Source organism: Allorhizobium sonneratiae (assembly GCF_023700755.1).
Lineage (GTDB): Bacteria > Pseudomonadota > Alphaproteobacteria > Rhizobiales > Rhizobiaceae > Allorhizobium > Allorhizobium sonneratiae.
In genome coordinates this window covers 64,911-89,234 of record NZ_JAMKOJ010000003.1, presented here as the reverse complement: position 1 = coordinate 89,234, position 24,324 = coordinate 64,911, and the positions used below count along the sequence as shown (strand labels likewise).

Sequence of the window (24,324 nt, the reverse complement as noted above, 5' to 3'; positions counted from 1 at the left end):
GGCAGGCGCAACGCAAGTCCACAGCGGTCTTCACCTGTCAGGGCAGCATTTTCTTCAGCACGCCATCCTTGAGCACGACATGATGGAAAATGGCCGCGCAGGCATGGATCGCCGACACGGCGATAATCGCCCAAGCCAGCACATTGTGCAATTCACCGATCGCATGACGATAATCCCGGGAGATATCGATCAACCGCGGAATGGCGAAGAGATTGAAAAACGGCACATCCCTGCCCTGAGAAAAGCGCAGGGCAAAGCCTAGACAGACCTGCCCGGCCAGCGCCAGATAAAGAGCGTAATGCGCCGCTTTGGCCGCAAGCCCCATCAGACCAGGCTCGTCTTCCGGCAGGTTCTTCAGACTGATCAAGCGCCACAGGACGCGCAGAATGAAAACCGCCGCCAGACAAATGCCTGCGGCAATATGTACGGTATGAAGAACGGCGCGAACATCGCTGCCATGATCATAAAAGTCCCAGACCTCTGCCGTGCCAAACAAGGTCAGCACCAGAATAACCGTCGACCAATGCAGCCAGATCATACCGCTATTGTAACGCTGCCGATGGGTTTGGACGGCAAGGCCATTGATGATATCCGTCATGCGGATGACACTCCGTTAGAATTTCAAACCGTGGACTCAGGCTTTCCCTGGCGGGCAAATGCGCGCAGAAAAACACAGGGCCGTCAGGTGAGCGAGGACCCGGAAACTGGGAATGTGCACCGCACAAAAAGGTCGATCACCTGATAACAGGCTCCCTACCGACAACGGAAGACGAAAACACGACAAAAATCATGTATTACAATAATTTCATCTTATGGCTTCCAAATCCTCTACTTTGTCACTTAAAAAATTAAACATGACAATTCACCTCATGTCTTGAAGACGCCCATCCTTTATTTTTAAAACAGGGCTAAGCATCAAGTATATTTTCTCTCTCCTCAATATAATCCAGCATAGGAAAAATCATAAAAAAACAGTTTGCAGTCGATTTTCACTGCAAACTGTTTTTTTCTATCAAAGACCAGCTATACCCGCCTCTCCGAGGCGAATGGCCTTCTTCTTACATCTTTCTCGCCACCTTCACCGCGAAGGCATATTCAAAAGCCACCTCTTCCAACCGCTGGAACCGGCCTGATTTGCCGCCATGACCGGCAGCCATGTTGGTTTTAAGGAGGTATGGCCCGGCCTCCGGGCTCTTTTCGCGCAGCTTTGCCACCCACTTGGTCGGCTCCCAATAGGTGACGCGCGGATCAGTGAGCCCGGAGAGCACCAGCATTGGCGGATAGGGTTTTGCCTCGACATTGTCATAGGGGCTGTAGGCGGCAATCCAGCGATATTCGTCTGCCGACAGGATCGGATTGCCCCATTCCGGCCATTCCGGTGGGGTGAGCGGCAGAGTATCGTCCAGCATGGTGTTCAGCACATCGACAAAGGGCACGGCGGCGATGATGCCGCCGAATTTGTCCGGCGCCATATTGGCAACCGCCCCCATCAGCATGCCACCGGCAGAGCCGCCTTCGGCGACAATATTTGCATACGAGGTGAAACGCTCTTTGACCAGATGATCGGCAACGGCGATGAAGTCTTTGAACGTATTGACCTTCTTCTCCATCTTGCCGTCTTCGTACCACTGAAAACCCTTGTCCTTGCCGCCGCGGATATGGGCAATGGCATAGACGAAGCCGCGATCAACCAGCGACAGGCAGGAGGTATTGAAGCCCGCCGGAATGGTGATGCCGTAAGCGCCATAGCCGTAAAGCAGGCAGGGAGCAGAGCCGTCCAGCGCCACATCCTTGCGGTAAAGCAGCGTCACCGGCACATCCTCGCCATCATGCGCCTTGGCGAAAATGCGGCGGGTGACATAATCTCCTGGCGTGTGGCCAGAGGGAACCTCCTGCGTTTTCAGCAAAACGCGCTCACGCGTCGCCATATTGTAATCGAAAAGCTGGCTTGGCGTCGTCATCGAGGAATAGGAGAAGCGGATGACATCGGTGTCATATTCGGCCGCGCCATGCAGGCCGAGCGAATAGGCCTCCTCCCTGAAGGCAATCGCATGATCCTCACCGCTCTTGCGGTCGCGAATCATGATGACCGGCAGACCCTCGCGCCGCTCCAGCCAGACGAGATGGCGGGCAAAGGCCATATGTGAGAGAATGAGGCGGCCCGGCTCATGCGGCACGACCTCTTTCCAGTTGTCCTTGCCCGGCGCCGAAACCGGCGCTTCCATGATCTTGAAATCCTTGGCGCCACCGTCATTGGTGAGGATGTAGAAGACATCGCCGCCCTCGGTCATGGAATATTCCACGCCCTCTTCACGCTCGGCCACCAATTGGGGTTTGGCCAGCAGGTTGCCGGTGGGAATCAGCCGGTATTCCGAGGTCTCGTGATCGTGAATGTCGATATAGATAAAGTCATCCAGCAGCGAACCGCCGACGCCCATGAAAAAGCCGGGGTCCTTTTCCTCGTAAACCAGCCGGTCAGACGATTGCGGTTCGCCGATGACATGATGGAACACCTTGGACGGCCGGTGGTTCTCATCCTGCAGCGTATAGAAAAAGCTCTTGCCATCCGGCGCCCAGACGCCGCCGCCAGCGGTGTTTTCCAAAACATCCGGCAGGTCTTGCTTCGTTTCAAGATCGCGGATGCGCAGGGTGAAATATTCAGACCCCTTGTCGTCATAGCCCCAGATGCCAAGGCGATGATCATTGGAATTGTCGATGCCGGTGAGGCGGAAATAATCCTTGCCCGCCGCCTCCCTGTCGCCATCAAGCAGTATGTCGCGCAGGCTTTCATCCTGCCCATCGCCGTCGCGGGGAATGCGGAAATAGCGTGGCTGTTCGCCGCCCGTCACATAGGCCGAACCATAGGCAAAGGGGCCGTCCTTCACGGGAATGGAACTGTCATCCTCCTTGATCCGGCCCTTCATCTCGGCAAAAAGCTGCTTTTGCAAATTGCCCGTATCGGCCATGGCCGCGTCCATATAGGCATTTTCCGCCTCCAGCAGACGGCGGATCTCCGGATCAAGGATCGAGGTATCCTTGAACATCTGCTGCCAGTTGTCAGCCCGCAACCATGCGTAATCATCTCTGCGGGTGATGCCGTGGCGCGTATCGCTCTGCGGCTTTTGGGCGGCTTTCGGCGGGGTGGGAAGACCGGAAAACGGGGATTTTGCGTTGGACGAGGTCAAGGCTCTCTCACTGTCTTGCGCATCGGCCCGGACGGGATTGTCTTCGCGTGCGAACAAGCGATGCAGGAACAAATCGGACTGGCGACGGCAGAACAGGCATATACACCTCCTCCACCGGATCAGGCAGACATCTGGCTTGAGAAATAATCAGGCTTGCCATGCGGTTCAAGAGAAAAGCCGTTTTCACCACCGGCCAGCCCTGCCTGGTGAAATGCCGCTCTGTCCATGTCCTGTTTACAAGCGGCAGTTTCACGCATTCGTTGCTGGCACACCTCTGCCTGAACCAATAGATTTCGGCGGATTGTGAATGATGAGGTGCTTTTCAATGCGACGTGCTGTTTTAGGTTTTGCTTTGCCATTAATGTTCGTTCCTGCAGCCCATGCGCTCGATAGCGCCACGATCCGGCAGTTAAAGGCACTCTCCCCCGGCGAAAGACTGGAACAGCGCTGCGACATGGAGGCCATGAGCCGGATTGCCAAGGACAACAAGACATTCCGCCCGGACAAGGTGATTGCCTATACCTTTTCCCAGACTCACGCCTCCGGCAATAAGCTGAGTGCACCCGGCGCTGTGTTTCGCAGCCGCGAAGAATGGTATCACCTGAAATACAGCTGCGAGACCGGCAACCAACATCTCGATATCAAGCACTTTACGTATCAGATTGGTCCGATGGTGCCGAAATCGAAATGGAAACAGTATTATCTTTATAATTGAAGTGATGATGATCCTGACGGGGAGCTGAGCGTCTTTACCCCTGGCGGGGTCCTAAGGGCCAAACCGGATGCTGGCGCCATTGATCGGCAATATAGTCAATGAACAACCGGACTTTCGGCAGCATGGCCTGCCGTTCCTGAACGAAGATGTGAAAATCAAGAGGTTCAGGATCGGCTTCTGCCCCGCTTAGGGCCATGCCCGTGGCAAAAAGCGCCACCAGCCTGCCCTGTTCAACCAGATCGCGGGCAATGAAAGCACCAAGTCGCGAAATGCCTGCTCCCGCAAGGGTCATATGCGCCAGTGCGTCGATATCGTTGCAGATGATCGACACGTGCAGATCGGGCTCGAAGCGCAACCCATTGCGCAAAAAACCCCAGGGCAGCAAACGGCCATTGAAGGGGGTGCGAAACAGCAGGCAGTCATGATGCTTCAACTCCTCCGGCTCGCGCGGCGTGCCGCGTCTTGCCAGATAATCCGGCGAAGCGCAGATAACGATTGGCACCGAACCGAGACGCCGCGTGATCAGGCCGGAACCCGAGGGCGGATAAAACCGGATGCTGACGTCGATGTCGTCACGAATATGGTCGAAGGACTCATCCCCCAGAACAAGCTCCACGGACACATCCGGATAAAGCGTGGAAAAGCCTTTGAGAACAGGGGCAATCACATGCCTGCCGAAGGCCGCGGATGAGGCAACCCGCAAACGGCCCTGCGGTCGCTCGTTCAGGCAGGCAAGCGCAGCCTGTGCCAGATCGAGATCGGTTATGACCTGACGCACCCGCTCGAAATAAATCCTGCCTGCTTCCGTCAATGCCAGACGGCGGGTGGTGCGCACCAGCAACCGGGTGCCCAGTGCCTGTTCCAGCCGGGCAATGTTCTGGCTGGCGGCGGCTGCCGTAATGCCCAATTGCCGGGCAGCGGCGGCGATACTGCCCCCCTCGACAGCCTTGATGAAACTATCTATCCCGCGCAGATTGTCCATTATCTATCGACAGACCCCGTTTATTCATAAGTCTGACTTAAGAGTGTTAAAGGTTCAAGCCCTCTACCGTCTTCTCTCACCTGACGGCATCATATCACATATCAGTGATCGACAGGGGGATATGTCATGACCGAATCACCAGAACAATCGTCTCGGGCGCAGCGGCGGTACAAGCTGCATCATAAGTCTTCACCGGTGGTTTCCGCCTTTTTGACAGCCTTTTTGATGGCCTGGATCATGTGTGCGGCCATTGCCTCGGTCAATGGCGGCATTACTGAGGATCTGGCACTGCGTATCTGGCGCTCCTGGCAGACAGCCATGCCAATGGCATTTCTGGCCGTCTTCATGGTGCGTCCGATTGTCGCGCGTCTGACTGCACTTCTGGTGCATCCACCAGCCTGATATAAACCGCAATCAGGCTTCATCGCATTCTGAGAAAGAGCATCGCAGCGAAAACCATGACGGTGACGGCGGATCTGATGACCGTTGCCTTTGCCGTCTGGACAGATCATCTCAAGGTTTCGATGTTCCAGTCACCATGATTCGATGAAGCAACGGTTTCTCATGCGCCTTTTCCTGCCTGTTCTTGCAAGCCTTACGGCTTTCACCTTTTTCCAGTGCGCCCCTTTTGCCGAAGCGGCCAAAGACGGGCTGGTCGAGCCGGTTCTGCATGTGCCGCGGGCCAAAAGCGGGCCGCCGCATGTGGCCGTGACGCTTGATGCCTGCATGGGCCGGACGGATATGCGCATTCTCGACACGCTGGTGAATGACAATATCAAGGCGACGATTTTCGTCACCGCCCGCTGGATCAGGACCAATCCGCAGGCAGTTGCCATTCTGAAAAGCCGGCCGGACCTGTTCGAGGTGGAAAATCACGGACAAAACCATATTCCCGCTGTCGATTATCCGACAAAGGTCTATGGCATCCCCTCTGCCGGATCGCCTGAAGCGGTGGCAAAGGAAGTAGAAGGCGGCAAAGCCGCCATCATCGCCGCCGGGTTTCCATCCCCCAAATGGTATCGCGATGCGACCGCCAAATATTCCCCCTCCGCCATGGCTGAAATCCGCCGCATGGGCTACGAGATCGGCGGCTTCTCGATCAATGGCGATTCCGGCTCGCTGCTGGGAGCGAAACAGGCCGAGCAGCAGTTTCTGCGCGCAAAAAACGGCGATGTGCTGATTGCCCATATCAATCAGCCCACCCACGCCGCCGGTGAAGGCGTGTCGGCGGGGTTGAAGGCGCTCAAGGCTCGCGGCGTGGTCTTCGTACATCTGAACGAGGGAGCGGTTGCACCGCCTACCCCGGTCAAACCGATGAATTGACGAACCGCATCTTTTGATTGAGAGAAGACCGCATGATTGTCCGTGATCGTCCCGGCCCTTTGCTGCTGTTCTTTATCCTGCGCGGCTCCATTGTGCCCAAAATTCTGATGCGGGTGCTGTTTGTCACGGGGCTTTCCGCGCTGGTGGTGGCCGCGCATCGTTATGCTCCGGCCTATGTGCCGAGCTTCAGCGGCGGACCGCTGGCCCTGATGGGGGTGACGCTGTCCATCTTTCTCGGCTTTCGCAACAATGCCTGTTACGACCGCTGGTGGGAGGGCCGCAAGCAATGGGGCCAATTGCTGATCTCCGCCCGCGGGCTGGCCCGTCAGACGGCCCTTTTCGATGCCCGCAACCTCGCCCGTGAAAAACGCGAGCTGCTGCTGTCGATCGTCGATTTTGCCCATGCGCTCGTCAGCCATCTCAGACCCGAGGACAAACACGTCGCCGCATTCAACACGCTGAACCCGGAGGCGATAGCGACAAGCCGGAATGTGCCGGACCTGATATTGCGCCGGGCTGGCAGCCTTCTTGCCGGTCTCAGGGCAAAGGACGCGCTCAGCGATGTGGAACTTGCGATGTTCGATCTGCGTCTGGAGGAAATGGCTGCGGTGCAGGGCGCCTGCGAGCGCATTCGCAGCACGCCGGTTCCCTTTGCCTATACGCTGCTTGTGCATCGCACGGCCGTTATCTTCTGCCTGCTCCTGCCCTTCGGCTTCGACGATATTCTTGGATGGCTGACGCCTTTGGCAAGCGGGCTGATGGCCTACACGTTTTTCGGCCTCGATGCGCTGGGAGACGAGCTGGAAGAGCCTTTCGGCATACTGCCCAATGATCTGCCGATTGGTGCCATTGCAACGTCGATCGAGATCAGCCTGAAGGAAGCGCTTGGCGATACGGATCTGCCGGAAACGCCACAACCCTATCGCAATGTATTGTTGTAAAGAGAGCTTTGATTTTTATAAACGCACAGGAGAACCAGACCCTTATCCTTCGTAAGGGTGGCGATCTTGCGGTGGCGTCACTCTCCCGGTCAAGGCGGGCGCACCGATCAGCCGCGGTTCTCGCATATAGCGCACGCCGGTAAACAACAGGATGCGCGCTTCCACGGGCCTGCCCACAGTCTTTGGCACCCGTGCTTCCTGATGGTCTTTCAACTTGACGATCTCAGCCATGCTCTTCTCCAAAACCCGATGCCCGACGCGGATTATGAGACGGATGAAGAGACGGATCTCACCCTGCCCCGCCTGGGGCCGACGCATCCCCGCCAGCCCTTTAAAAGAGCATGCAACAGGGCATTTTGCATCTTTCTCCAAGGGGTTACTGCCGCTGGACAATACCCCCTCTGCATTCACGAGCCTGCATATGTAAAGATATACGCATTTATGCGGCTTTGCTTATTAAACATCCCCGATGGTTAATGGCTTGCTAACGATTACACTCTAATTTGAAATAATTCGTATTGCGTTGGTATGGGTAATGTCGTGGAGCATCAATTCAGAGCTTTGGAAAACCCAAGGATCGGCAGAAAAAAGGACGTGGTGCTGATGGCCACGGTATCGAGTTTCGAAAGTCTGGATCATCCCCGCAAGGACGATCTGAAGCAGTTTGCCATATTGTTCCAGCCGCTGTTTCAATCCTCATCGCCCGAGGCACGGCGCGAAGCGGTCTCGGCCCTGTCACGCTCCCCGCATGTGCCGAAAAGCATTGCCTTTTTCATTGCCTGCCAGCCTGCCCATGTCGCAGCTCCCTTTCTTGTCGCCTCTCCCTGCCTCACCGAGGACATGCTGATCACTATCGCCAGGACGCAAGGGAAGGAGCATGCCAAAGCCATCGCCGCGCGGGAAAACCTCTCGCCAATCGTGATCGATGCGCTGGCGGGCCTGCGCTTCGTCACACCTTTGGCAATGAAGCGGGAAGAGGATGGCGGCGACCTGACCGAAGCGCCCGACAGACGCATCCCTGTGCGCGCGACAGAACCCTCCCCTCAGAAGCCGACACCAAAGGCGAACACCATCTCTGAAAAGCAACGCCTTGCCCGCGAGGAAAGTTTGCGCCAGGCGATCAAGGCGCTGGATCGCCATCTGCACCGACCGGACGATGACCGGCTCGGCCTGAGCCGGATCACGGAGCTTCAGACGGCGCTTCTGGTGCGTTTTGCCCGAGAGGGCCATGTCGCAGGCTTTATCACGGCGCTTGCCGATGCGCTGGGCGCAAGCCGCTTTCTGGCCGAACGCATCCTGGCCGATCCCTCCGGTCGTCAGCTCGCCACAGCCCTGATGGGGCTTGCCATGGCGCTGCAGGACATCATTTTCATTCTGCCGCGTTTTTATCCGGAACTGACAGAGAAAGACCAGGGCGAACCAAGGCTGGCGCGCCTGATTGCCTCCCTTGACGGCCGCGATTGCGCTGAACGGCTTCAGGCCTGGCAAAGGGCCGACAGCTACACATTTCAGCACAAGGGACCAGCACTGGCGAAACCGGCGGCGCAGACGGGCTAGAGCATTGAACAAGAAAAATAAATAAAAACAAAAGTTTATAGCGTTTCCATGTTTCACGGAAACGCTATAAACAATCATTCCCTTCATCGGAAACGGTTGATGAATAAAATGACTCAGCCGCTGTGAGCGCCATATACATCATGTTTGCGACGGCCCTACCACAGGCGGGGTGCCGTGACAGGGCACAAAGGCAAGGCCTTGCTCAGCCTGGCTCAAACACCATGGCATAACCATTGATGCAATAGCGCAATCCTGTCGGCTTCGGCCCATCGGGAAAGACGTGACCCAGATGACCGCCACAGGTGGCGCAGCGGATTTCCGTGCGCACCATACCGTAGGAAGCATCACGATGTTCGGTCACGGCATCGGGTTTCACCGGCTCAAAATAGCTCGGCCAGCCACAGCCGGCATCAAATTTGGTGTCAGAATAAAAGAGTTCGCTGCCGCAGCCGGCACAACGATAAAGCCCATGCTCATGACTGTCCCAGTAAGGGCCGGTAAAGGCGCGTTCGGTGCCATGCTCACGCAGAATGCGGTATTGTTCCGGCGTCAAACGCTCCCGCCATTCGGCATCGCTCAGGCTCATCGTTACGGATTTGTCCTCGCTCATCGCACATCCTCCTGCGCTTTTGCCGCGTCGCGCCCTCACCTGCCGGCTGAAGGCGCAGACTATACATAGGATAAACTATGGCCGGAACAAGCCGGATTTCTCTTGGATAAATCGCCAGAAACACCATCCTGATCTTGTGTTTTACCCCCTCCATGCCCAAGTTCATGCAGAATTTTAAGCGTGCGTCAGAATTTGCGACAAAGACCAGCGGTTTTCGGCCTCTTCTGCCCGCGACAGGCACCGATTTGCATCAACATAACCCTGAGAGAAACCGGTTTGTGCTTGTGCCGGTCTTTAAAAAGCGTCACAAGCTGCCATGGCTTGAGACTGCAGGGCGTGAGAATGCCGGTTTTGGAGCGGCAAGGAGACCCCTTCAGGGGAAAGGTTCAACGGGCAACAAGCGAGCGGTTGCCGGCAAGGGAGACATGATGATCGCGGATGAGGCGAGCCTGACACTGGTGATGCTGTTTTTGCACTTCATCGCAGCCGCGCTTGCGGCTCCCCTGACAGCACGGTTGGGACACAGGGCCGCATGGGGTCTGGCTCTCGCACCGTTTGCCGCCTTCCTGCATTTTCTGCGTCTCGTGCCGGAGATTGCCAGTGGCGGCATCGTCACCGGCGGTTATGTCTGGGTGCCGAGCCTCAATGTCAGCTTCTCCTGGTTTCTTGACGGCCTGTCCTTGACCTTCGCGCTGCTGGTCACCGGCATCGGCTTTCTCATCGTGCTTTATGCCGGGGCCTATATGAAGGGCCATCCACAGCAGGGCCGTTTCATGGCCTTCCTGCTGCTGTTCATGGGCTCGATGCTCGGTCTCGTCGTTTCCGACAGTTTCCTCATGCTTTTTGTCTACTGGGAGCTGACCTCGATCACCTCCTTCCTGCTGATCGGCTTCGATCATGAGCGACAGGCCGCGCGCCGTGCCGCCCTGCAGGCGCTGGTGATCACCGGCGGCGGCGGGCTTCTGCTTCTGGCCGGTCTTCTGATGCTGTGGGACATGTCTGGCATTGCCACATTTTCGCTTCTGCTGCACAGCGAAAACCACCTTGGTGCAAGCCCCTTCTATCTGGCCGCCTTGCTGCTTATTCTCGGCGGCGCCTTCACCAAATCGGCGCAATTTCCCTTCCATGTCTGGCTGCCCAACGCCATGGAAGCGCCAACGCCGGTGTCGGCCTATCTGCATTCGGCCACCATGGTGAAGGCAGGCGTCTATCTTCTGATGCGCCTGCAGCCGGTTCTGGGCGGGACACCGGCCTGGGAAATCCTGCTGCCGTTTTTCGGTGGTGTCACGCTGGTGGCAGGCTCGGTCATGGCGCTTGCCCAGACGGATCTGAAACAGGTGCTGGCCTATACCACCGTCGCCTCGCTCGGGCTGATGGTGATGCTGACCGGCTTCGGCTCGGAACATGCGATCAGTGCCGCGGTGCTGTATCTGATCGCCCATAGCCTGTTCAAAGGCGGGCTGTTCATGGTCGCTGGCAGTCTCGACCATGAAGCGGGCACGCGCGATTACACCCGGCTTGGCGGGCTTTGTAAGGCGATGCCGCTGACGTTTCTTGCCGCCCTTTGCGGTGGGCTGTCGATGGCGGGCCTGCCGCCCTTCATCGGCTTTCTCGCCAAGGAAGAGATTTACGCAGCGCTCGTGCATGGCGATCTGCGCTCGATCCTGTTTACTCTTATTGCCGTGATCGGCAACGGCCTGATGATGACCACCGGGCTGATCCTTGCCATCAAACCGTTTTTTGGCCCGCAGCAGAAAACCCCGAAAGAGGCGCATGAAGGGCCGTTCGGCCTCTGGCTCGGCCCCTTGCTGCTTGGCGTGTTCGGCCTTGGCTTTGCCCTGTTTTCCTCAGGCTTCATCCGCCTGATCGCAGCCCCCATGGCCAGCGCCGTGGCCGGTAGCGCCCGTGTGCCGGAAGCTTCACTCATTCCGCATATCGGCCTGCCGCTTGGCCTGTCTCTGATCACCTTTGCCTTCGGCTTTGTCATGTACCTCGCCCTGCCCCCGGTCAGAACCGGACTGACAAAACTGATCGAGGCATTGGGACCGGGGCCGGATCGCGGATTCGACCATCTTGTCGCCGCCCTTGTGCGGGTCGCCTTCCGCATCACCCGCGTCATTCATGGCGGACGGCTCGATGTCTATGTCACCGTCAGCCTGATCATCGTGGCGCTCGCCTTTCTGCTGCCCATGGCGCTTTATGGCGAGGGGCCGCATCTGCCGCATGGACCGCTGTCGATCACGCTGCCGGAAGCGGCCTTTCTCGCCATTGCCGTGGCCGGGCTTTATGCCGTTCTGGCGGCCGACAACCGGTTGACGGCCATCGTCTCGCTCGGCATTCAGGGCTTTGCCATATCGGTGATCTTCCTTCTGTTCGGTGCGCCCGATCTGTCCTTCACCCAGTTCATGATCGAGACGCTGTCGGTGGTCATTCTGGCGCTGGTGATGACCCGGCTGAAGCTGCATCCAAGCGACCGTCGGCCCCTGCCGCAGGTGCTGCTCGACGCAAGCGTGGCGATTGCCTGCGCCGCAGGTGTCACGCTGATGCTGACCAAGGTGACGCAATTGCCGTTCAACCCGGAACTGACGGAATTTTTTAATCAGTATTCCAAGGTCATCGCCCATGGCAGCAATGTGGTGAATGTCATTATCGTCGATTTCCGCGGCGTCGATACGCTGGGTGAAATCTCCGTCGTCATGGTGACAGGGCTTGCCATACTGGCGCTGATCCGTATCCGGGCGGCAAGGCCAGCGAAATCCGAAAGGCCGGCGGATGCGGCAAAACCGGGAGAGATGGCATGAACACGCTGATTTTCCGCACGCTTGCCCCCTTCATCACCGCGCTGATGCTGATGTTTTCGCTCTTCGTGCTGTTGCGCGGCCATAACGAGCCGGGCGGCGGCTTCATCGGCGGGCTGATTGCGGCGGCTGGCTTTTCCATCTACGGCATGGCCTTCGGCGTGCAGGCGGTGCGCCGCGCGCTGCGCATCCATCCTTTGTCGGTGGCAGGTGCGGGCCTGCTGATTGCCTGCCTCTCCGGCTTTGTCTCTGCCTTTGCCGATGTGCCTTTCATGACGGCGCTGTGGATCTATCCGCGGCTGTTTGGCGTGGAGGTGCCGCTTGCCACCGTTACCAGTTTCGATCTCGGCGTCTATCTGGTGGTGACCGGCGCGATCACGTCGATTGCGCTGGCGCTGGCCGAACGGGAGGATGGCTGATGGAAGCCGTGTTTTCCTTGCTGGTCGGGCTGTTTGCTGCCGCCGCCTTCTATCTGATCATGTCGCGCCATGTCGTGCGCATGCTGCTCGGCATCGTGCTTTTGGGCAATGCCGTCAATCTCGGCCTGTTTACTGCCGGACGGCTGACGCGGGCAACGCCGCCGATCATTCCCGCTGGTCAGGACAGTCTGGCGATGACGGCGGCCAATCCCCTGCCGCAGGCGCTGATCCTGACGGCCATCGTTATTTCCTTTTCCTTCTTCGCCTTTCTGCTGGTGCTGGCCTACCGCGCCTATCAGGATCTCGGCACTGACGATACCGACGGCATGCGACTGGCGGAGCCGGAAAACCCGCCAATGCCTCCCTTGGATTACTGAAAGAGCAGCGCGACAGAATGGCCTCTCCCAACGCACTCCCTGCCGCCGATCTTGCAAATGCCCTTGCCCATGCGCATGTGCAGACAGCCCCCGGTCTTGTCGGCTGGCTGCCAATCCTGCCAGTGGCCATTCCTCTGCTGGTCGCCGCCCTGATGATGGTGCTGCGCGAGCGAACCGAGCGCCATCAGCCGCTGGCGCTCATCACCATCCTGTTCCTGATCCTCGTCGAGGCGCGGCTTCTGGTCGAGGTCTGGCTGCACGGACCGGTAACGGTGGTGATGGGGAAATGGAGACCGCCCTTCGGTATTGCCTTCACCGCCGATCTCACCGGCACGCTGTTTGCGCTGAGCGCGGCCATTGCAGCCCTTGCCGCAGCGCTGCATGCCGATGGCAATATCAGCACATCGGGACGTCGCTATGGCTTCTACCCGCTGCTGATGGTGCTGATGGCCGGTGTTTCCGGTGCCTTTCTGACCGGCGACATCTTTAACCTCTATGTCTGGTTCGAGGTGCTGCTGATTGCCTCTTTCGGCCTTTTGATCCTCGGTTCAGAGCGCGAGCAGATCGACGGAGCGTTGAAATATGCGGTGCTGAACCTGCTGGCGACGACATTGTTTCTGATGGCGATCGGTTATCTTTACGCCATTTTCGGCACGCTCAACATGGCCGATATTGCCCGCAAGGCCGAAACGGTCCGGGCGGATGCGCCGATGATGACGCTGGCCTGCCTGTTTGCGCTGGCCTTCGCCATGAAGGCGGCCGCCTTCCCGGTGAATTTCTGGCTGCCTGCCGCCTATCACACACCCTATATGACCGTTGCCGGTCTGTTTGCCGCGCTGTTGACCAAGGTCGGCGTCTACAGCCTTCTGCGCGTGCTCGTCATGCTGCTTCCGTTTGAATATAACGGGCTGACGGGGTTGATCGCCGTGGTCGCGGCCGCCACGATGATCTTCGGCGCTTTGGGTGGACTGGCGCAATCCGACAGCCGCAGGCTCATGGGCTTTATCGTCATTGCCGGCATCGGCAATTGCCTTGCCGGCATTGCCATTGGCGGTGTCGAGGGCCTCAGCGGGGCCATTCTTTACGCGCTGCACTCCATCCTGCTGATGGGAGGGCTTTACTTCGTCGTGGGTCAGGCGGGGCGCATGGCGCAAAGCTTCGATCTTGCAAGGATGGGCGGGCTTTACCGGCGTGCTCCGGTCTTTTCCTATCTGGCGCTGGCCCTGTTTTTCGCAGCAAGCGGCCTGCCGCCTTTTTCCGGCTTCTGGCCGAAAGCCATTCTGGTCAAGGCCGCCCTCGATACCGGCCATGGCTGGCTGGCCGCCTTTCTGCTGCTGGCAGGATTTTTGACCACGCTGACCCTTGCAAGGCTTTATCTTCTGGCCTTCTGGCGACCAGAACCATCCGAAGACATGTCCTTCACAGACAAAACGGCTGCGGCAAAGGCCTCCGTTCCAGGGCCCAGCGTTCCAGGACTTGCCGCGGGCCACAACCCCTCACGCATGACCATGGCCGCAATCAGCCTCATTGCTGCCTTTGTGCTTGGTTTCGGCCTGTTTCCCGAGCGCATCATCGATCTTGCGCAAACGGCGGCCCTGGGGCTGATCGACCCGCATGCCTATATCAGTTCGGTCTTTCCTGCGGGAGCACAGCCATGATCCTTCTGATCGTCAATCTGCTGATGGCCGTCATCTGGGTTGCGGTCAGCGGAAGCGCCACATTTCACAATCTGCTGCTCGGCTTTTTCGTCTCGCTCGCCGTCGTGTGGCTTTTGCGCGAACAGATCAACGGCGTCAGCTATCTCGGGCGCGTCAGACGGCTGACCGGTCTTTTCGGCCTGTTCCTCGCCGAACTGGCCAAATCGGCCTGGACGGTGACGGTGCTGTCGCTGACCCCGGACCTCGACATCAAACCGGGGATCTTCGCCTATCGTCTCACCCTGACACGGGATTTCGAAATTGCGCTTCTGGCCAATCTGATCACGCTGACGCCGGGAACCCTTTCGGTGGATGTTTCTGAAGACCGCAAGACGCTTTATATCCATGCGCTGGATTGCGACGATCCCGATGCCGCGCGCAAAAGCATTGCCGAAGGCTTCGAGCGCAAGATCAAGGAGGCTTTCGCATGATCACCGGCCAGAGCCTGATCGATATCTCCACCACCATCGGACTGGTGCTGTTGTCGGTGGCATTCTTTCTCACCGTGCTGCGCGTCATGCTTGGCCCCACCCTGCCGGACCGGGTGGTGGCGCTCGACATGCTGGTCGCCATTGTCATCGGCTTCATCGCGGTTTTCGCGATCCGCACCGGTTACACACTCTATATCGACATCGCCATCTCTCTTGGTCTCGTCGGTTTTTTGAGCACGGTCGCCTTCGCCCGTTTCATTCTGGTACGGGGAGTGATCGGCGAATCACCCGAGACCGAACCGGCCAGACAGGCGGTAGAAAAACAATTCACTGTGGAAAAGTTACGCAATGAAAAACGCCAACGCCGCATGAAACAGCAAAACAACCTGTCCCAAAAGGAGACAGATCGATGAGCTTGCTTTTATCTGCCACCGTTTCTGTTTTAATCCTTGCCGGGTCTTTCTTTGCGGTTGTTGCCGCCATTGGCATTAACCGACTGCCGGATCTCTATACGCGCATGCATGCGGCCTCCAAGGCTGGAACTGTCGGCTCGGGATTATTATTGCTGGCTGTAGGCTTGAATTCTGCAGAAATGGCTGTATTTGCACGCTCGATAGCAGGTTTTTTCTTCTTTGTACTGACAGCACCCGTCTCCGCCCATCTGCTGGCCAAGGCCGCACATCATGTTGGGTACCCCATGGCCAAGGCCAGTTTGCGAGACGAAATGGCCTCAGATAAGGAAAATCTGAAGTAGGCCATGGTTAAGGACTGGTTAACGCAGAATACAAATTTCTTATACAGACTGGAAATATGTTCATCTTCCTGAAAAGGCACTTTGTAACATGCGCAAGCATTCTGTTAAAAACAGAACTGGACATTTGCAAAGATATTGCTAAGTCTACAGAAGAATTATTTGAGATTTGCATAGAGCCGAGGTGACAGTGATATCGGGTTCATGACAGCCCAGATCCTTTCATAGCAATCGGATGAAACAAAGGCCTCGTGGCCGGTTTCTTACCTTCAATCTATCGCTTCTAAAATAATTGTGAAAATGATCTTGTCATTTTCGAGAGCATTTACATTTGACTGTCCTATAGGATCAGTCTTCAAGCCAAATCTGCTGACGATCGGTGGCAAAAATCGCCCAGCAGGCCATGAACAGGAGACAAAGATGAACGATACGGTAATGGGGTCGTCCGATAACGATCTGCTTGTTGAACTGACCGCTGATATTGTCGCGGCCTATGTCAGCAATCACGTTGTGCCAATTGGGGACATTTCGCATCTGATTTCCGATGTGCATTCGGCCCTTTCCAACACATCGACCACCGCCCCGGCAGCACCGGCTCTGGAAAAGCAGAAGCCGGCCGTTTCGGTGCGCAAGTCCATTCAGGGCGAGCAGATCATCTGCCTGGAATGCGGCGGCTCCTTCAAGTCGCTGAAGCGCCACCTGATGACCCATCACAGCCTCAGCCCCGAAGAATACCGGGAAAAATGGGATCTGCCGGCTGACTATCCGATGGTCGCGCCTGCCTATGCCGAAGCCCGTTCGCGGCTTGCCAAGGAAATGGGCCTCGGCCAGCGCCGCCGTCGCGGCAAGTAAGCTGAATGAGGCTGGCATCGCGCTGTTGAAGCGCGTCGATTGCGTATCATGTCTGGAGTGCATGTCTTTCCGACGGGTTGAGATGCACTCCATGACAAAATCAGCTTAGAGCGCTTCACCGGTGCACACAAACACCGAAACGCTCTCACTCTTTGTTTTCCGCATTTCAGGACGGAAAGCTGCATCGGGTTTTTCCGAACCCGCTTCCCACTTTTCGGTCGATTCTCTCAATCACCCATTTTACTCATCAGACATGCACGAATAGTCGAGATGCTCGCGGCTCACTTGAAAGCATCTATCCCTTCTACTCAGGATAAAAGGCCCGAACTCATCTATAAAATCATAAACTTCCACTTTATTTATTGATAATAATTTTACTAAAGGCTTGAACGACAAGCCAAATGAAAAAGTCACAGACCGAGAAATACATTCTTTTGTTTCTTCTTTATTTAATTTATTATCGATAATATATTTAGAGTTAACAATTGATCCGTTATTAATTTCTCTAATGACAAAGCAATCCCGAAATTTAATCGGAACAGACGAATCGTCTTTAATATTAATACCATATTTTTCGAGCACATTTTTATTAAAATTATTATTTTTGTCTACGAAGTCGTCAAACAATAATATTTCCGTTGCCTCGATATTGTTTTGAAAAACAACATTAAGATTGAGCGCCGCTGCATAATCCAATATCTTTGCAATGGAAAAATTTTTAATTTTATTATCGGGCTGATTGATTACAGTAATAACAATATTGTCTTTTTTCTTTAGAGGAACCCCATTGTAAATTTCATACACATCAGACGTATTTACATTTTCTCCCAACAATGACTTTATGTAATCTATTTTTTTATCATCTGCAAAACTGTTCGATGATAACAAAAACGTGAAAAAAATAATTACGATGTAATTTTTTGAGATGAATTTAAACACTCTTCAGCCCTATATTTAATGAGCTTGTATTTGAAGCAGATAACCCTTCCACAGTCGACAGCAAATATCTCATCCTCTGCAGGATGGGCACATGATCGGCGATGATCCAATTGACTTGCACAGGCGTCAGAGCATTGTTCCGAGAAAAGTGTGAAATGGTTTGGCGTCCGGACAGGCAAAAAACCAATAGCGACAGCAGTTCAGACGGCGGCATCGCCCGGCTCGAAGAGCGCCAGAAGCGAAGCCATAACTTCATCTGAAGCACTGTCGCCTGAAGCGGCATCGCCCTGTGGGGAAACGGTTGCGGGCGGTGATTCGCTGGCATTTTCCGCCACGTCCTGGCGTTCGATCTGACCCGCCTCCATTTCCCATATCGCCGCCGAAAGTGAAGGGGCATTGCCCGCAAGGGCATCATAGGAAATATCATCGGCTGCACTGATGTCATCAGCCTGCAATGCCTGCTCATCCTGCGGGGGCGGACGCCGATCCTCGCCTTGCCGCCTGAAGCCACCCGACCCTTCTCGGTCTCTGGTGTTGCCAACGGCGTCACCAGCCACGACTGGCCGGGAAAGCGAAATCCGTCCTGATGCACTGTCGGAAATGTACATGACGCACCTCCGTCCACCAATCAGAGCCTTTCCGTTTTTCATGGCAACACGAAAACGCCCCAAGCTTCTGTTTTTATGCAATGCGGGATATCAAATCCTATTACAGCGCCGCGCGCCACATATGGCGCACAAAGGTGGCTGTAATGTTTTACATACACATGCTCACGCCATTGATGCATTCAACACAGTCGGCATCCGCACAAGGGGTATGCACTGGCCTTATCGACCCTGATACAGTCGCGGTCTCTTTAACGACGGTATGCTTCTTGTCTTTCAGACCTTCGGCCTGAAAAGACGATAGCAGATCGGCAATTGTGCCTGCCGGACAAATCTTGCCCTGCCATCTGCACCATCCTGATGGATATCACTTTATGGCATCAAGCTTGTCCGGACCTAAAGCAAAGCGTGAGACCGATACCCCATGGGTCGCTGAGGCGATGACCGTCTGCCGTCTTCGTCACCGCAATCTCCAGCGTCTCTAGCGTTGCCAGGGCCTGTTGCAGCAGCGCCTCGTCCTGATAGATCAGGCTGTAATCGGCAAGGCCGCTCATCGGCCCGCTGCGAGCCTTGGCGCCGCGGCTGTTCCAGATATTGGCGGCAACGTGATGATGATATTGCCCGGCGGCATAAAAACTGGCTCCCGGATAGCTCGCCATCTTTTTCAAACCGAGAACGCCTTGATAAAACCGGTCCGCCTCCGGCACATTGCCGACCTGAAGATGGATGTGGCCGATGGCGGAGCCTTCCGGCATCGCCCTCCAGGGGTCTTTCGGCGCGCTGTCATAGAGTTTCTGCAGATTGAGCGGCAATGTGGCCATCTCCACCGTGCCGTCAGCATGATAGGTCCATTCCATCGGGCTGCGGTCCCGGTAGATCTCAATGCCGTTGCCTTCTGGATCGCTGAGATAAATCGCCTCGCTGACCAGATGATCCGAGGCTCCATCGAGCGGCACACCGGCATGGGCGGCATGGGCCAGCCATTGCGCCAGCGATTTGCGGTCCGGCAGAAGAAAAGCCGTGTGAAACAGACCCGCCGAGGTTGGCGGCGCTTTCAGCACATCGCCCGCCGTGGTCAGCCGCAACAACGGCTTGCCGGCAACGCCGAGAACCGCCCCGCTTGCGCTCTTTTCCACCACCTCCAGGCCCATGACCTTCTGATAATAGGCCGACACAGTCGCCAGATCGCGCACGACCAGATGCGCCTCACCAACATGAAGCGGGCGAGTCAAGGCGAAACTCGGTGAACGCAGCGTGTCCATGGCATGACCTTTCGGGTTTATCCTGCACAAGTCCTTGAAACATAAGCATGTCAGCAGATGCTATAGATATAGCATGATAAACTGTTTTCTAAAGATAAGGTTTGGTAGCAAGATTGTTCATCTTTTGAAGACAACCCTTTGTCTTGATCAGAATCAATACGGCGCAGGGCGATCGGCGTCATGATCATGACAGACGTAAAAAAGCAGGAGATGTGTCATGTATGGCAAGATCATTGTGCCGGTGGATTGCGACAAGATCGAGCGGGGCGGATCTATTTTGAAACGGGCGGCGGCCCTTTTGAACGATGGCGGCGAGATCGTGCTGTTGAGCGTGGTCGAGCCGGTTCCGGCCTATCTGACCATCGATATTCCGCAGGATATTCTCGAAGGCGCCGTAGCGGATAGCAAAGCCAGACTGGAGGATCTGAAAGCCCGTAGCGGCATTGCCGCAACCGTGGAAGTTCGGATCGGTCCGCCTGCCCATGAAATCCTGGCGGCGGCCAACGAACATAAGGCTGATCTGATCGTCATTGCCTCGCATGTGCCGGATTTTTCCAACTATCTTCTTGGCGCAACCGCAGACCGGGTCGTGCGCCATGCCGAATGCTCGGTTCTGGTCGATCGCTGAAAAAGAGGCCTGTCAGCCAGCCAGCAAGGCACCGATCGTGCCGCCAATCAAAAGCATGAAGGCGACACACCAGGAGATCATCGCTCCGTAGCCATGCCTGCCACTGCTGGCATAGGCATCGGCGGCATACAGCACCCGTGCCGCCGTCCAGATCAGGCCGAAGAGACCGGCCAAGGGATCCGAGGTGTAAAAACCGCACAGCCACAGCGACGGCAGAAAGAAAACCAACTGTTCGGCTGTGTTTTGCTGCACCCGGAAAATCCGCTCGAAAGCCTCATCGCCAGTGATTTTCGGCGCCTTGATGTTGAATTGGCGACGCGCCAGCGCCACCTTGATGAAGAACCAGTTATAGGCAATCAGCGCCATGAAGGTGGCTAAAACCGTGTAGCGCATGCGCGTGTCGTTCCGGTGGCTTGGGGCAAACAGGGCTGAAGAATAGCAGGTTTCGTTAAAGTTAGACTTAAACAGAGTACATATAATGTATGACTTGTGCCCCATCAGGGCTGCTCGCAAAGGCGTGATCTGTTGCGGCGCAAAAAAGGCAGGCCCGTTCATCTGCCGTTCTGAAATCGCCATTATAGTGTTTCACCTGACCGGCTTGAAACGGCTGGCGCTTTCCCGCATCATGACGGAATGAACACGAGATGGATGACAGGCAGGCAAATCCCATGACCGAAGAGTTTCGCTTCGGGCGACATTATGATTTTTCCGAACTGGTGGCTGACGGCATCGTGCATGGCGTTGGCGTCGTGCTGGCGTTGATCGGCGTGACGGCGCTGATCTTCTATGCCACCGTCTATACCTCCTATGGCGAAATCGCTGCGAGCTGGATTTACGGCCTCGGTCTGGTTCTGGCGCTGGGCTGTTCCTTTACCTACAATATGTGGCCGCGCTCCAGGGTGAAATCCTATCTGCGCCGGCTCGATCATTCCGCCATTTTCGTGCTGATCGCCGCCACTTACACGCCCTTTCTCGAGCGCGGCGCCAGCGACCCGTGGATTTTCGCCATGCTGGTCGGCATCTGGGTGGTGGCAATCACCGGCATCGTGATCAAATGCCGCTATCCAGGCCGCTATGACCGTCTGGCCATTCTGCTCTATCTCGCCATGGGCTGGAGCGGTGTGATGGCGGCAGAACCGATTTCCCGTTACCTCCCGCCCGTGACCATGGTACTGATCGTCGTCGGTGGGGTGCTCTATTCGGCAGGCGTGATTTTCCATATCTGGGAAAAACTGCCCTATCAGAACGCCATCTGGCACGGCTTCGTCGTCGTTGCGGCCGCGGTGCATTATTCCGCCGTGCTGACGGCTATCGGATCATGACCATGCAGCCTCTCGTGATCCGCGATGCCGTCGAAACCGATCTCGGTCCGATCCGCGATATCTATAACCATGCCGTCGAAACGAGCACTGCCATCTGGAACGAGGTGCTGGTCGATCTCGACAATCGCCGCGTCTGGATGGAGCAACGCCGCGCCAGAGGCTTTCCAGTGCTGGTGGCCGAACGGCAGGGCAGCGTTGTCGGCTATGCCTCCTATGGCGACTGGCGGCCGCATGATGGCTATCGCCACACGGTCGAGCATTCTGTCTATGTCGAGAAGGATCAGCGCGGCGGCGGCATCGGAAAAAGCCTGATGCAGGCGCTGATCGAAAAGGCGAAAGCCGGCGGCGTCCATGTGATGATCGGCGCGATCGAGGCGGAAAATCGCGCCTCGATCGCCCTGCATGAGAAGCTCGGCTTCCACCTGGTCGGCATTCACCGTGAGGTCGGTATCAAGTTTGGCCGCTGGCTCGATCTGGCAATGATGGAGCTCAAGCTTTCCACCCTGACTGAGTGAGCCCCGTCAGTCGATGCGGGCGCGCACCATCTGCCCCTTGATGGTGATCTGCGGCCTGGCTCCGGCTGTGTTGCCGAGCGTATTGTCGATATAGGAGGCGGTTGCCTCGGTCAGCACGCTGACAGGTGTCGGCGTCAGAAAATGCAGGCCGATATCCATCATGCTGCCGGTCAACATCAGCGTCTCGTTCTGTCGCACGCTTTCATAAAAAGCGCGCACCCTGAGTGCAGCCCCCGACAGATCCAGCGTGTCGGCATGGCCGCGCAGACTGAAATCACCGGCATCGGCAGTGACATCGACTGCGGAAAAATCACCGTTCAACGTCATTTTCGAGGCCTGCTGGCGGATCGTGACCGCCGTTTCCGGCTTGAGATTGGCGCGCAAGGTTACCGTGCAGTCCGACCAGTCGAAAAAGCGGCTGGCAAAAGCGGGATCGGTTTCGACCACCAGCGTGTCGCCCTCACGATGCATCCGGCCACGCCCGGTGCAATCATCGCCATACCAGCCGGAATACCACATGGCGCCCCAGCCTTCGCGATGGCCGGTGAGGCTGGCATCATAGGGCTGTCCGCTTTGCGTGGTGAGAATGAGGCGGCTTGCCCCTCCTTCGATGCGGACATGGTCGATCGTGTCGAGATCAAGCGGCTGACCGAGGGCAACATCGCGCCCGATCAGGCTGACCAGCCCGTCGACTGCGCTGAAGGCGACGACAACGGCAAGGCAGGTGAGAAGAAGACGGCGTTTTTTCATGGGGGAAGCTCCTGTGCAAACTCTGCCGTCTTTCTGCAGTTCTGCCCGGAAATCTGCGACCTTGATCCTGTTTCAGGTCGCCGCCGATTGCGATAAAGGTCATGGTCGCCTCACCCTTCCCGTCTTTGCCGGTTGCCGATGATCTTTCTGCCGCTCTCCTTTGTCGTTGCCTTGCTGTTTCTGACGTTTCTGCTGCGCATGATCCGGCAGGACGAGCCGCGGCTTGCCCTGCAATCCCCCTTCTTCTGGCTGTTGCTCATCATGTGCGTGCAGTCCATCGTCGTCGGCCTGCGCTGGGGCTACGATGTCATGGCGGTGCGCTCGGTGATGCCGGTGCTGGCGGCGATCATTCCACCGCTCAGCTTTATCGCCTTCCAAAGCCTGACGGAGGCGGGATCGCGGCTTCGCTGGCGCGATCTCCTGCACGCCATTCCGTCATCTCTGGTGCTGGTCCTGCTGGTCTTCGATGGCGGGCCGATCGATCTGGTGATCATCCTCACTTTTCTCGGCTATGGATTGGCGCTGCTGTGGCTGGCGCGGCAGGGGCCGGAGGCGCTGGGCGCATCCCGTCTCGATGGCATGATCCGCTCCTATCGAGCGCTGCTTTTGATGGCCGCTTCGCTGATTGCCTCAGCCATATCCGATCTGGCCATCAGTCTGGATTTCGCCTTTGCCTCGGGCCGGCAGGCACCGCTCATCATCTCCGGCTTTACAACGATCGTCCTGCTGATCATCGGCCTTGCCGCCGTGCAGGCGCAGGGTGAAACGGTCTCCGGCGAGGAGCAGGAGGAGGTCGCGGAGGTCACACCAAGCGACCTGCCGGATGAACGCGCGCCGACGGCTGAAGATCAACAACTGGCGAAAGCGCTGGACAGGCTGATGGCAGAGCAGCAGCTTTACAAGGATATGGACCTCAACCTGCGCAAACTGGCGCGCCGTCTTGGCCAGCCGGTGCGAGCCGTCTCCCAGGCGGTCAACCGGGTGCATGGCATGAGCCTCTCCCATTATGTCAACAATCACCGCATTGCCGAGGCCTGCCGGCTGCTTCAGGAGACACAGGAGCCGGTCACAAGGATCATGCTGGAGGCGGGCTTCATGACCAAATCCAATTTCAACCGCGAATTTCTACGGGTGACAGGCGAAAATCCCAGCCAATGGCGCAAGCGTCGTGATGCGTTTGACCGCAACGGAGGAGAACCCGGGATCAGGGCGTGAAAAACCGCACACCATCGCCCAGTTTACAGCGATAGGCGAACACGCCGCCTTCCGATTTATATTCCGGGACCGAGAGGATCTTCATCGAATAGATCACCGTATTATCCGGCTTCACCGTATAACGGACAAATTGATAGATCGGCTTCTTGTCCTTGGAGGTGATCGTCAGATGATCGTCGGAAAAGCTGATCGAATGATCGGGCCGCTCCAGAAAGGAGGAAATCCGCAAGCCACCCTTCATCGCGCCGGGGCGGGGTGGATCGGTTTCCGTGCGGCATTTGCCGAGATCCACCACCACATTGACGGTCTCTCCCGCCATCAGCGCCGTGGAGAGCGCCTCGCTCGTTGGCAAAGGCGAGGATGCCTGCGCCGCCATCGGAATGAGCGCCAGACCGAAACAAGACGACACCATTATTCCAGCTTTCATCATGACCGCTCCTGAGCCTTCAA

29 protein-coding genes are annotated in these 24,324 nt (G+C 56.8%); 17 read left to right on the top strand and 12 right to left on the bottom strand.

Annotated elements, in window-relative coordinates; all coding sequences use genetic code 11:
* Positions 1-37: 37 nt before the first annotated feature.
* The 3 genes from NAC44_RS06055 to NAC44_RS06045 form a co-directional block, all read right to left on the bottom strand.
* Positions 38-598, bottom strand: a complete 561-nt coding sequence (locus NAC44_RS06055; RefSeq protein WP_250939017.1) for a cytochrome b — start codon at positions 596-598, stop codon at positions 38-40.
* 460 nt (positions 599-1,058) lie between these two features.
* On the bottom strand, positions 1,059-3,185 hold the full coding sequence (locus NAC44_RS06050; protein ID WP_250939015.1) for a S9 family peptidase: 2,127 nt from the start codon (positions 3,183-3,185) through the stop codon (positions 1,059-1,061).
* A 119-nt stretch (positions 3,186-3,304) separates the two neighbouring features.
* Entirely contained in the window at positions 3,305-3,544 is a 240-nt protein-coding gene (locus tag NAC44_RS06045; RefSeq protein WP_250939013.1) for a hypothetical protein, read from the bottom strand.
* On the opposite strand from NAC44_RS06045, the gene NAC44_RS06040 reads away from it, so the two are divergent.
* Positions 3,511-3,900: a DUF930 domain-containing protein gene (locus NAC44_RS06040; RefSeq protein ID WP_420839894.1), complete on the top strand. Its 390-nt coding sequence runs from the start codon at positions 3,511-3,513 to the stop codon at positions 3,898-3,900. The two genes, NAC44_RS06045 and NAC44_RS06040, sit on opposite strands and share 34 nt — an antisense overlap.
* Positions 3,901-3,934: 34 nt before the next feature.
* On the opposite strand, the gene NAC44_RS06035 is transcribed toward NAC44_RS06040, so the two are convergent.
* Positions 3,935-4,882, bottom strand: coding sequence for a LysR family transcriptional regulator (locus NAC44_RS06035; protein ID WP_250939008.1), 948 nt, complete (start codon positions 4,880-4,882; stop codon positions 3,935-3,937).
* Between the two features lie 126 nt (positions 4,883-5,008).
* Here NAC44_RS06035 and NAC44_RS06030 point away from each other — a divergent pair, with 126 nt between their 5' ends.
* The 3 genes from NAC44_RS06030 to NAC44_RS06020 all read left to right on the top strand — a co-directional run bounded on the left by NAC44_RS06030 (position 5,009) and on the right by NAC44_RS06020 (position 7,146).
* On the top strand, positions 5,009-5,284 hold the full coding sequence (locus NAC44_RS06030; RefSeq protein ID WP_250939006.1) for a DUF2798 domain-containing protein: 276 nt from the start codon (positions 5,009-5,011) through the stop codon (positions 5,282-5,284).
* A gap of 162 nt (positions 5,285-5,446) precedes the next feature.
* Positions 5,447-6,205 (top strand): polysaccharide deacetylase family protein, encoded by a 759-nt coding sequence (locus tag NAC44_RS06025; RefSeq protein ID WP_250939004.1) that lies wholly within the window; start codon positions 5,447-5,449, stop codon positions 6,203-6,205.
* A gap of 32 nt (positions 6,206-6,237) precedes the next feature.
* A complete protein-coding gene (locus tag NAC44_RS06020; RefSeq protein ID WP_250939002.1) occupies positions 6,238-7,146 on the top strand; it encodes a bestrophin family protein in 909 nt (302 codons plus the stop codon).
* A gap of 42 nt (positions 7,147-7,188) precedes the next feature.
* Here NAC44_RS06020 and NAC44_RS06015 read toward each other — a convergent pair whose 3' ends face one another.
* Entirely contained in the window at positions 7,189-7,377 is a 189-nt protein-coding gene (locus NAC44_RS06015) for a hypothetical protein (protein ID WP_250939000.1), read from the bottom strand.
* A 372-nt stretch (positions 7,378-7,749) separates the two neighbouring features.
* Here NAC44_RS06015 and NAC44_RS06010 point away from each other — a divergent pair, with 372 nt between their 5' ends.
* Entirely contained in the window at positions 7,750-8,703 is a 954-nt protein-coding gene (locus NAC44_RS06010; protein ID WP_250938998.1) for a DUF2336 domain-containing protein, read from the top strand.
* Between the two features lie 202 nt (positions 8,704-8,905).
* On the opposite strand, the gene msrB is transcribed toward NAC44_RS06010, so the two are convergent.
* Positions 8,906-9,313 carry a peptide-methionine (R)-S-oxide reductase MsrB gene (msrB, locus tag NAC44_RS06005; RefSeq protein WP_250938996.1) on the bottom strand — a complete coding sequence of 136 codons (408 nt, stop codon included), beginning with the start codon at positions 9,311-9,313 and terminating at the stop codon, positions 8,906-8,908.
* Positions 9,314-9,741: 428 nt separating this feature from the next.
* Between msrB and NAC44_RS06000 the strand changes: the two genes are divergently transcribed.
* From NAC44_RS06000 to NAC44_RS05965, 8 genes are all read left to right on the top strand, one after another.
* Entirely contained in the window at positions 9,742-12,114 is a 2,373-nt protein-coding gene (locus NAC44_RS06000; RefSeq protein WP_250939911.1) for a putative monovalent cation/H+ antiporter subunit A, read from the top strand.
* Positions 12,111-12,530 carry a Na+/H+ antiporter subunit B gene (locus NAC44_RS05995; RefSeq protein WP_250938994.1) on the top strand — a complete coding sequence of 140 codons (420 nt, stop codon included), beginning with the start codon at positions 12,111-12,113 and terminating at the stop codon, positions 12,528-12,530. Before NAC44_RS06000 ends, NAC44_RS05995 begins: the two co-directional genes overlap by 4 nt.
* A complete protein-coding gene (locus tag NAC44_RS05990; protein ID WP_250938992.1) occupies positions 12,530-12,907 on the top strand; it encodes a Na+/H+ antiporter subunit C in 378 nt (125 codons plus the stop codon). The genes NAC44_RS05995 and NAC44_RS05990 overlap by 1 nt, the downstream gene beginning before the upstream one ends.
* A 17-nt stretch (positions 12,908-12,924) precedes the next feature.
* On the top strand, positions 12,925-14,565 hold the full coding sequence (locus NAC44_RS05985; RefSeq protein WP_250938990.1) for a Na+/H+ antiporter subunit D: 1,641 nt from the start codon (positions 12,925-12,927) through the stop codon (positions 14,563-14,565).
* The gene (locus NAC44_RS05980; RefSeq protein WP_250938988.1) at positions 14,562-15,035 is read left to right on the top strand and encodes a Na+/H+ antiporter subunit E; all 474 of its coding nucleotides are present in this window, start codon (positions 14,562-14,564) and stop codon (positions 15,033-15,035) included. Before NAC44_RS05985 ends, NAC44_RS05980 begins: the two co-directional genes overlap by 4 nt.
* Positions 15,032-15,448 carry a cation:proton antiporter gene (locus NAC44_RS05975; RefSeq protein ID WP_250938986.1) on the top strand — a complete coding sequence of 139 codons (417 nt, stop codon included), beginning with the start codon at positions 15,032-15,034 and terminating at the stop codon, positions 15,446-15,448. The genes NAC44_RS05980 and NAC44_RS05975 overlap by 4 nt, the downstream gene beginning before the upstream one ends.
* A complete protein-coding gene (gene mnhG / locus NAC44_RS05970) occupies positions 15,445-15,789 on the top strand; it encodes a monovalent cation/H(+) antiporter subunit G (RefSeq protein WP_250938984.1) in 345 nt (114 codons plus the stop codon). The genes NAC44_RS05975 and mnhG overlap by 4 nt, the downstream gene beginning before the upstream one ends.
* A 417-nt stretch (positions 15,790-16,206) precedes the next feature.
* Positions 16,207-16,638, top strand: a complete 432-nt coding sequence (locus NAC44_RS05965) for a Ros/MucR family transcriptional regulator (protein WP_250938983.1) — start codon at positions 16,207-16,209, stop codon at positions 16,636-16,638.
* 240 nt (positions 16,639-16,878) lie between these two features.
* On the opposite strand, the gene NAC44_RS05960 is transcribed toward NAC44_RS05965, so the two are convergent.
* The 3 genes from NAC44_RS05960 to NAC44_RS05950 all read right to left on the bottom strand — a co-directional run bounded on the left by NAC44_RS05960 (position 16,879) and on the right by NAC44_RS05950 (position 19,444).
* Positions 16,879-17,577 (bottom strand): hypothetical protein, encoded by a 699-nt coding sequence (locus NAC44_RS05960; protein WP_250938981.1) that lies wholly within the window; start codon positions 17,575-17,577, stop codon positions 16,879-16,881.
* Between the two features lie 200 nt (positions 17,578-17,777).
* Positions 17,778-18,185, bottom strand: a complete 408-nt coding sequence (locus NAC44_RS05955) for a hypothetical protein (RefSeq protein ID WP_250938979.1) — start codon at positions 18,183-18,185, stop codon at positions 17,778-17,780.
* Positions 18,186-18,562: 377 nt separating this feature from the next.
* Positions 18,563-19,444, bottom strand: coding sequence for a VOC family protein (locus tag NAC44_RS05950; RefSeq protein ID WP_250938977.1), 882 nt, complete (start codon positions 19,442-19,444; stop codon positions 18,563-18,565).
* Positions 19,445-19,661: 217 nt separating this feature from the next.
* Here NAC44_RS05950 and NAC44_RS05945 point away from each other — a divergent pair, with 217 nt between their 5' ends.
* Positions 19,662-20,072, top strand: coding sequence for a universal stress protein (locus NAC44_RS05945; RefSeq protein ID WP_250938975.1), 411 nt, complete (start codon positions 19,662-19,664; stop codon positions 20,070-20,072).
* 12 nt (positions 20,073-20,084) lie between these two features.
* On the opposite strand, the gene NAC44_RS05940 is transcribed toward NAC44_RS05945, so the two are convergent.
* Positions 20,085-20,465, bottom strand: a complete 381-nt coding sequence (locus NAC44_RS05940; RefSeq protein WP_250938974.1) for an MAPEG family protein — start codon at positions 20,463-20,465, stop codon at positions 20,085-20,087.
* A 275-nt stretch (positions 20,466-20,740) separates the two neighbouring features.
* Between NAC44_RS05940 and trhA the strand changes: the two genes are divergently transcribed.
* Complete coding sequence (gene trhA, locus NAC44_RS05935) at positions 20,741-21,394, top strand: PAQR family membrane homeostasis protein TrhA (protein WP_250938972.1); 654 nt, start codon at positions 20,741-20,743, stop codon at positions 21,392-21,394.
* Positions 21,395-21,396: 2 nt separating this feature from the next.
* Positions 21,397-21,909: a GNAT family N-acetyltransferase gene (locus NAC44_RS05930; protein WP_420839902.1), complete on the top strand. Its 513-nt coding sequence runs from the start codon at positions 21,397-21,399 to the stop codon at positions 21,907-21,909.
* A 6-nt stretch (positions 21,910-21,915) separates the two neighbouring features.
* Here NAC44_RS05930 and NAC44_RS05925 read toward each other — a convergent pair whose 3' ends face one another.
* Complete coding sequence (locus NAC44_RS05925; protein WP_250938969.1) at positions 21,916-22,659, bottom strand: hypothetical protein; 744 nt, start codon at positions 22,657-22,659, stop codon at positions 21,916-21,918.
* Between the two features lie 138 nt (positions 22,660-22,797).
* Between NAC44_RS05925 and NAC44_RS05920 the strand changes: the two genes are divergently transcribed.
* Complete coding sequence (locus tag NAC44_RS05920) at positions 22,798-23,874, top strand: helix-turn-helix domain-containing protein (RefSeq protein WP_250938967.1); 1,077 nt, start codon at positions 22,798-22,800, stop codon at positions 23,872-23,874.
* On the opposite strand, the gene NAC44_RS05915 is transcribed toward NAC44_RS05920, so the two are convergent.
* Positions 23,864-24,301 (bottom strand): VirK family protein, encoded by a 438-nt coding sequence (locus NAC44_RS05915; protein WP_250938966.1) that lies wholly within the window; start codon positions 24,299-24,301, stop codon positions 23,864-23,866. The two genes, NAC44_RS05920 and NAC44_RS05915, sit on opposite strands and share 11 nt — an antisense overlap.
* Positions 24,302-24,324 lie beyond the last annotated feature (23 nt).

Bases quoted from the DNA above. Each gene is read 5' to 3' on its own strand.
- NAC44_RS05980 (WP_250938988.1), top strand. From the start codon at position 14,562: ATGATCCTTCTGATCGTCAATCTGCTGATGGCCGTCATCTGGGTTGCG.
- NAC44_RS06000 (WP_250939911.1), top strand. From the start codon at position 9,742: ATGATCGCGGATGAGGCGAGCCTGACACTGGTGATGCTGTTTTTGCAC.
- NAC44_RS06010 (WP_250938998.1), top strand. From the start codon at position 7,750: ATGGCCACGGTATCGAGTTTCGAAAGTCTGGATCATCCCCGCAAGGAC.
- NAC44_RS05945 (WP_250938975.1), top strand. From the start codon at position 19,662: ATGTATGGCAAGATCATTGTGCCGGTGGATTGCGACAAGATCGAGCGG.
- NAC44_RS05925 (WP_250938969.1), bottom strand. From the start codon at position 22,659: ATGAAAAAACGCCGTCTTCTTCTCACCTGCCTTGCCGTTGTCGTCGCC.
- NAC44_RS06045 (WP_250939013.1), bottom strand. From the start codon at position 3,544: ATGGCAAAGCAAAACCTAAAACAGCACGTCGCATTGAAAAGCACCTCA.
- NAC44_RS06040 (WP_420839894.1), top strand. From the start codon at position 3,511: ATGCGACGTGCTGTTTTAGGTTTTGCTTTGCCATTAATGTTCGTTCCT.
- NAC44_RS05950 (WP_250938977.1), bottom strand. From the start codon at position 19,444: ATGGACACGCTGCGTTCACCGAGTTTCGCCTTGACTCGCCCGCTTCAT.
- trhA (WP_250938972.1), top strand. From the start codon at position 20,741: ATGACCGAAGAGTTTCGCTTCGGGCGACATTATGATTTTTCCGAACTG.
- NAC44_RS05930 (WP_420839902.1), top strand. From the start codon at position 21,397: ATGCAGCCTCTCGTGATCCGCGATGCCGTCGAAACCGATCTCGGTCCG.
- NAC44_RS05940 (WP_250938974.1), bottom strand. From the start codon at position 20,465: ATGCGCTACACGGTTTTAGCCACCTTCATGGCGCTGATTGCCTATAAC.
- NAC44_RS05975 (WP_250938986.1), top strand. From the start codon at position 15,032: ATGATCACCGGCCAGAGCCTGATCGATATCTCCACCACCATCGGACTG.
- NAC44_RS06055 (WP_250939017.1), bottom strand. From the start codon at position 598: ATGACGGATATCATCAATGGCCTTGCCGTCCAAACCCATCGGCAGCGT.
- NAC44_RS05965 (WP_250938983.1), top strand. From the start codon at position 16,207: ATGAACGATACGGTAATGGGGTCGTCCGATAACGATCTGCTTGTTGAA.
- NAC44_RS06030 (WP_250939006.1), top strand. From the start codon at position 5,009: ATGACCGAATCACCAGAACAATCGTCTCGGGCGCAGCGGCGGTACAAG.
- msrB (WP_250938996.1), bottom strand. From the start codon at position 9,313: ATGAGCGAGGACAAATCCGTAACGATGAGCCTGAGCGATGCCGAATGG.
- NAC44_RS06015 (WP_250939000.1), bottom strand. From the start codon at position 7,377: ATGGCTGAGATCGTCAAGTTGAAAGACCATCAGGAAGCACGGGTGCCA.
- NAC44_RS06025 (WP_250939004.1), top strand. From the start codon at position 5,447: ATGCGCCTTTTCCTGCCTGTTCTTGCAAGCCTTACGGCTTTCACCTTT.
- NAC44_RS05920 (WP_250938967.1), top strand. From the start codon at position 22,798: ATGATCTTTCTGCCGCTCTCCTTTGTCGTTGCCTTGCTGTTTCTGACG.
- NAC44_RS05915 (WP_250938966.1), bottom strand. From the start codon at position 24,301: ATGAAAGCTGGAATAATGGTGTCGTCTTGTTTCGGTCTGGCGCTCATT.
- NAC44_RS05990 (WP_250938992.1), top strand. From the start codon at position 12,530: ATGGAAGCCGTGTTTTCCTTGCTGGTCGGGCTGTTTGCTGCCGCCGCC.
- NAC44_RS05985 (WP_250938990.1), top strand. From the start codon at position 12,925: ATGGCCTCTCCCAACGCACTCCCTGCCGCCGATCTTGCAAATGCCCTT.
- mnhG (WP_250938984.1), top strand. From the start codon at position 15,445: ATGAGCTTGCTTTTATCTGCCACCGTTTCTGTTTTAATCCTTGCCGGG.
- NAC44_RS05995 (WP_250938994.1), top strand. From the start codon at position 12,111: ATGAACACGCTGATTTTCCGCACGCTTGCCCCCTTCATCACCGCGCTG.
- NAC44_RS06020 (WP_250939002.1), top strand. From the start codon at position 6,238: ATGATTGTCCGTGATCGTCCCGGCCCTTTGCTGCTGTTCTTTATCCTG.
- NAC44_RS06035 (WP_250939008.1), bottom strand. From the start codon at position 4,882: ATGGACAATCTGCGCGGGATAGATAGTTTCATCAAGGCTGTCGAGGGG.
- NAC44_RS05955 (WP_250938979.1), bottom strand. From the start codon at position 18,185: ATGTACATTTCCGACAGTGCATCAGGACGGATTTCGCTTTCCCGGCCA.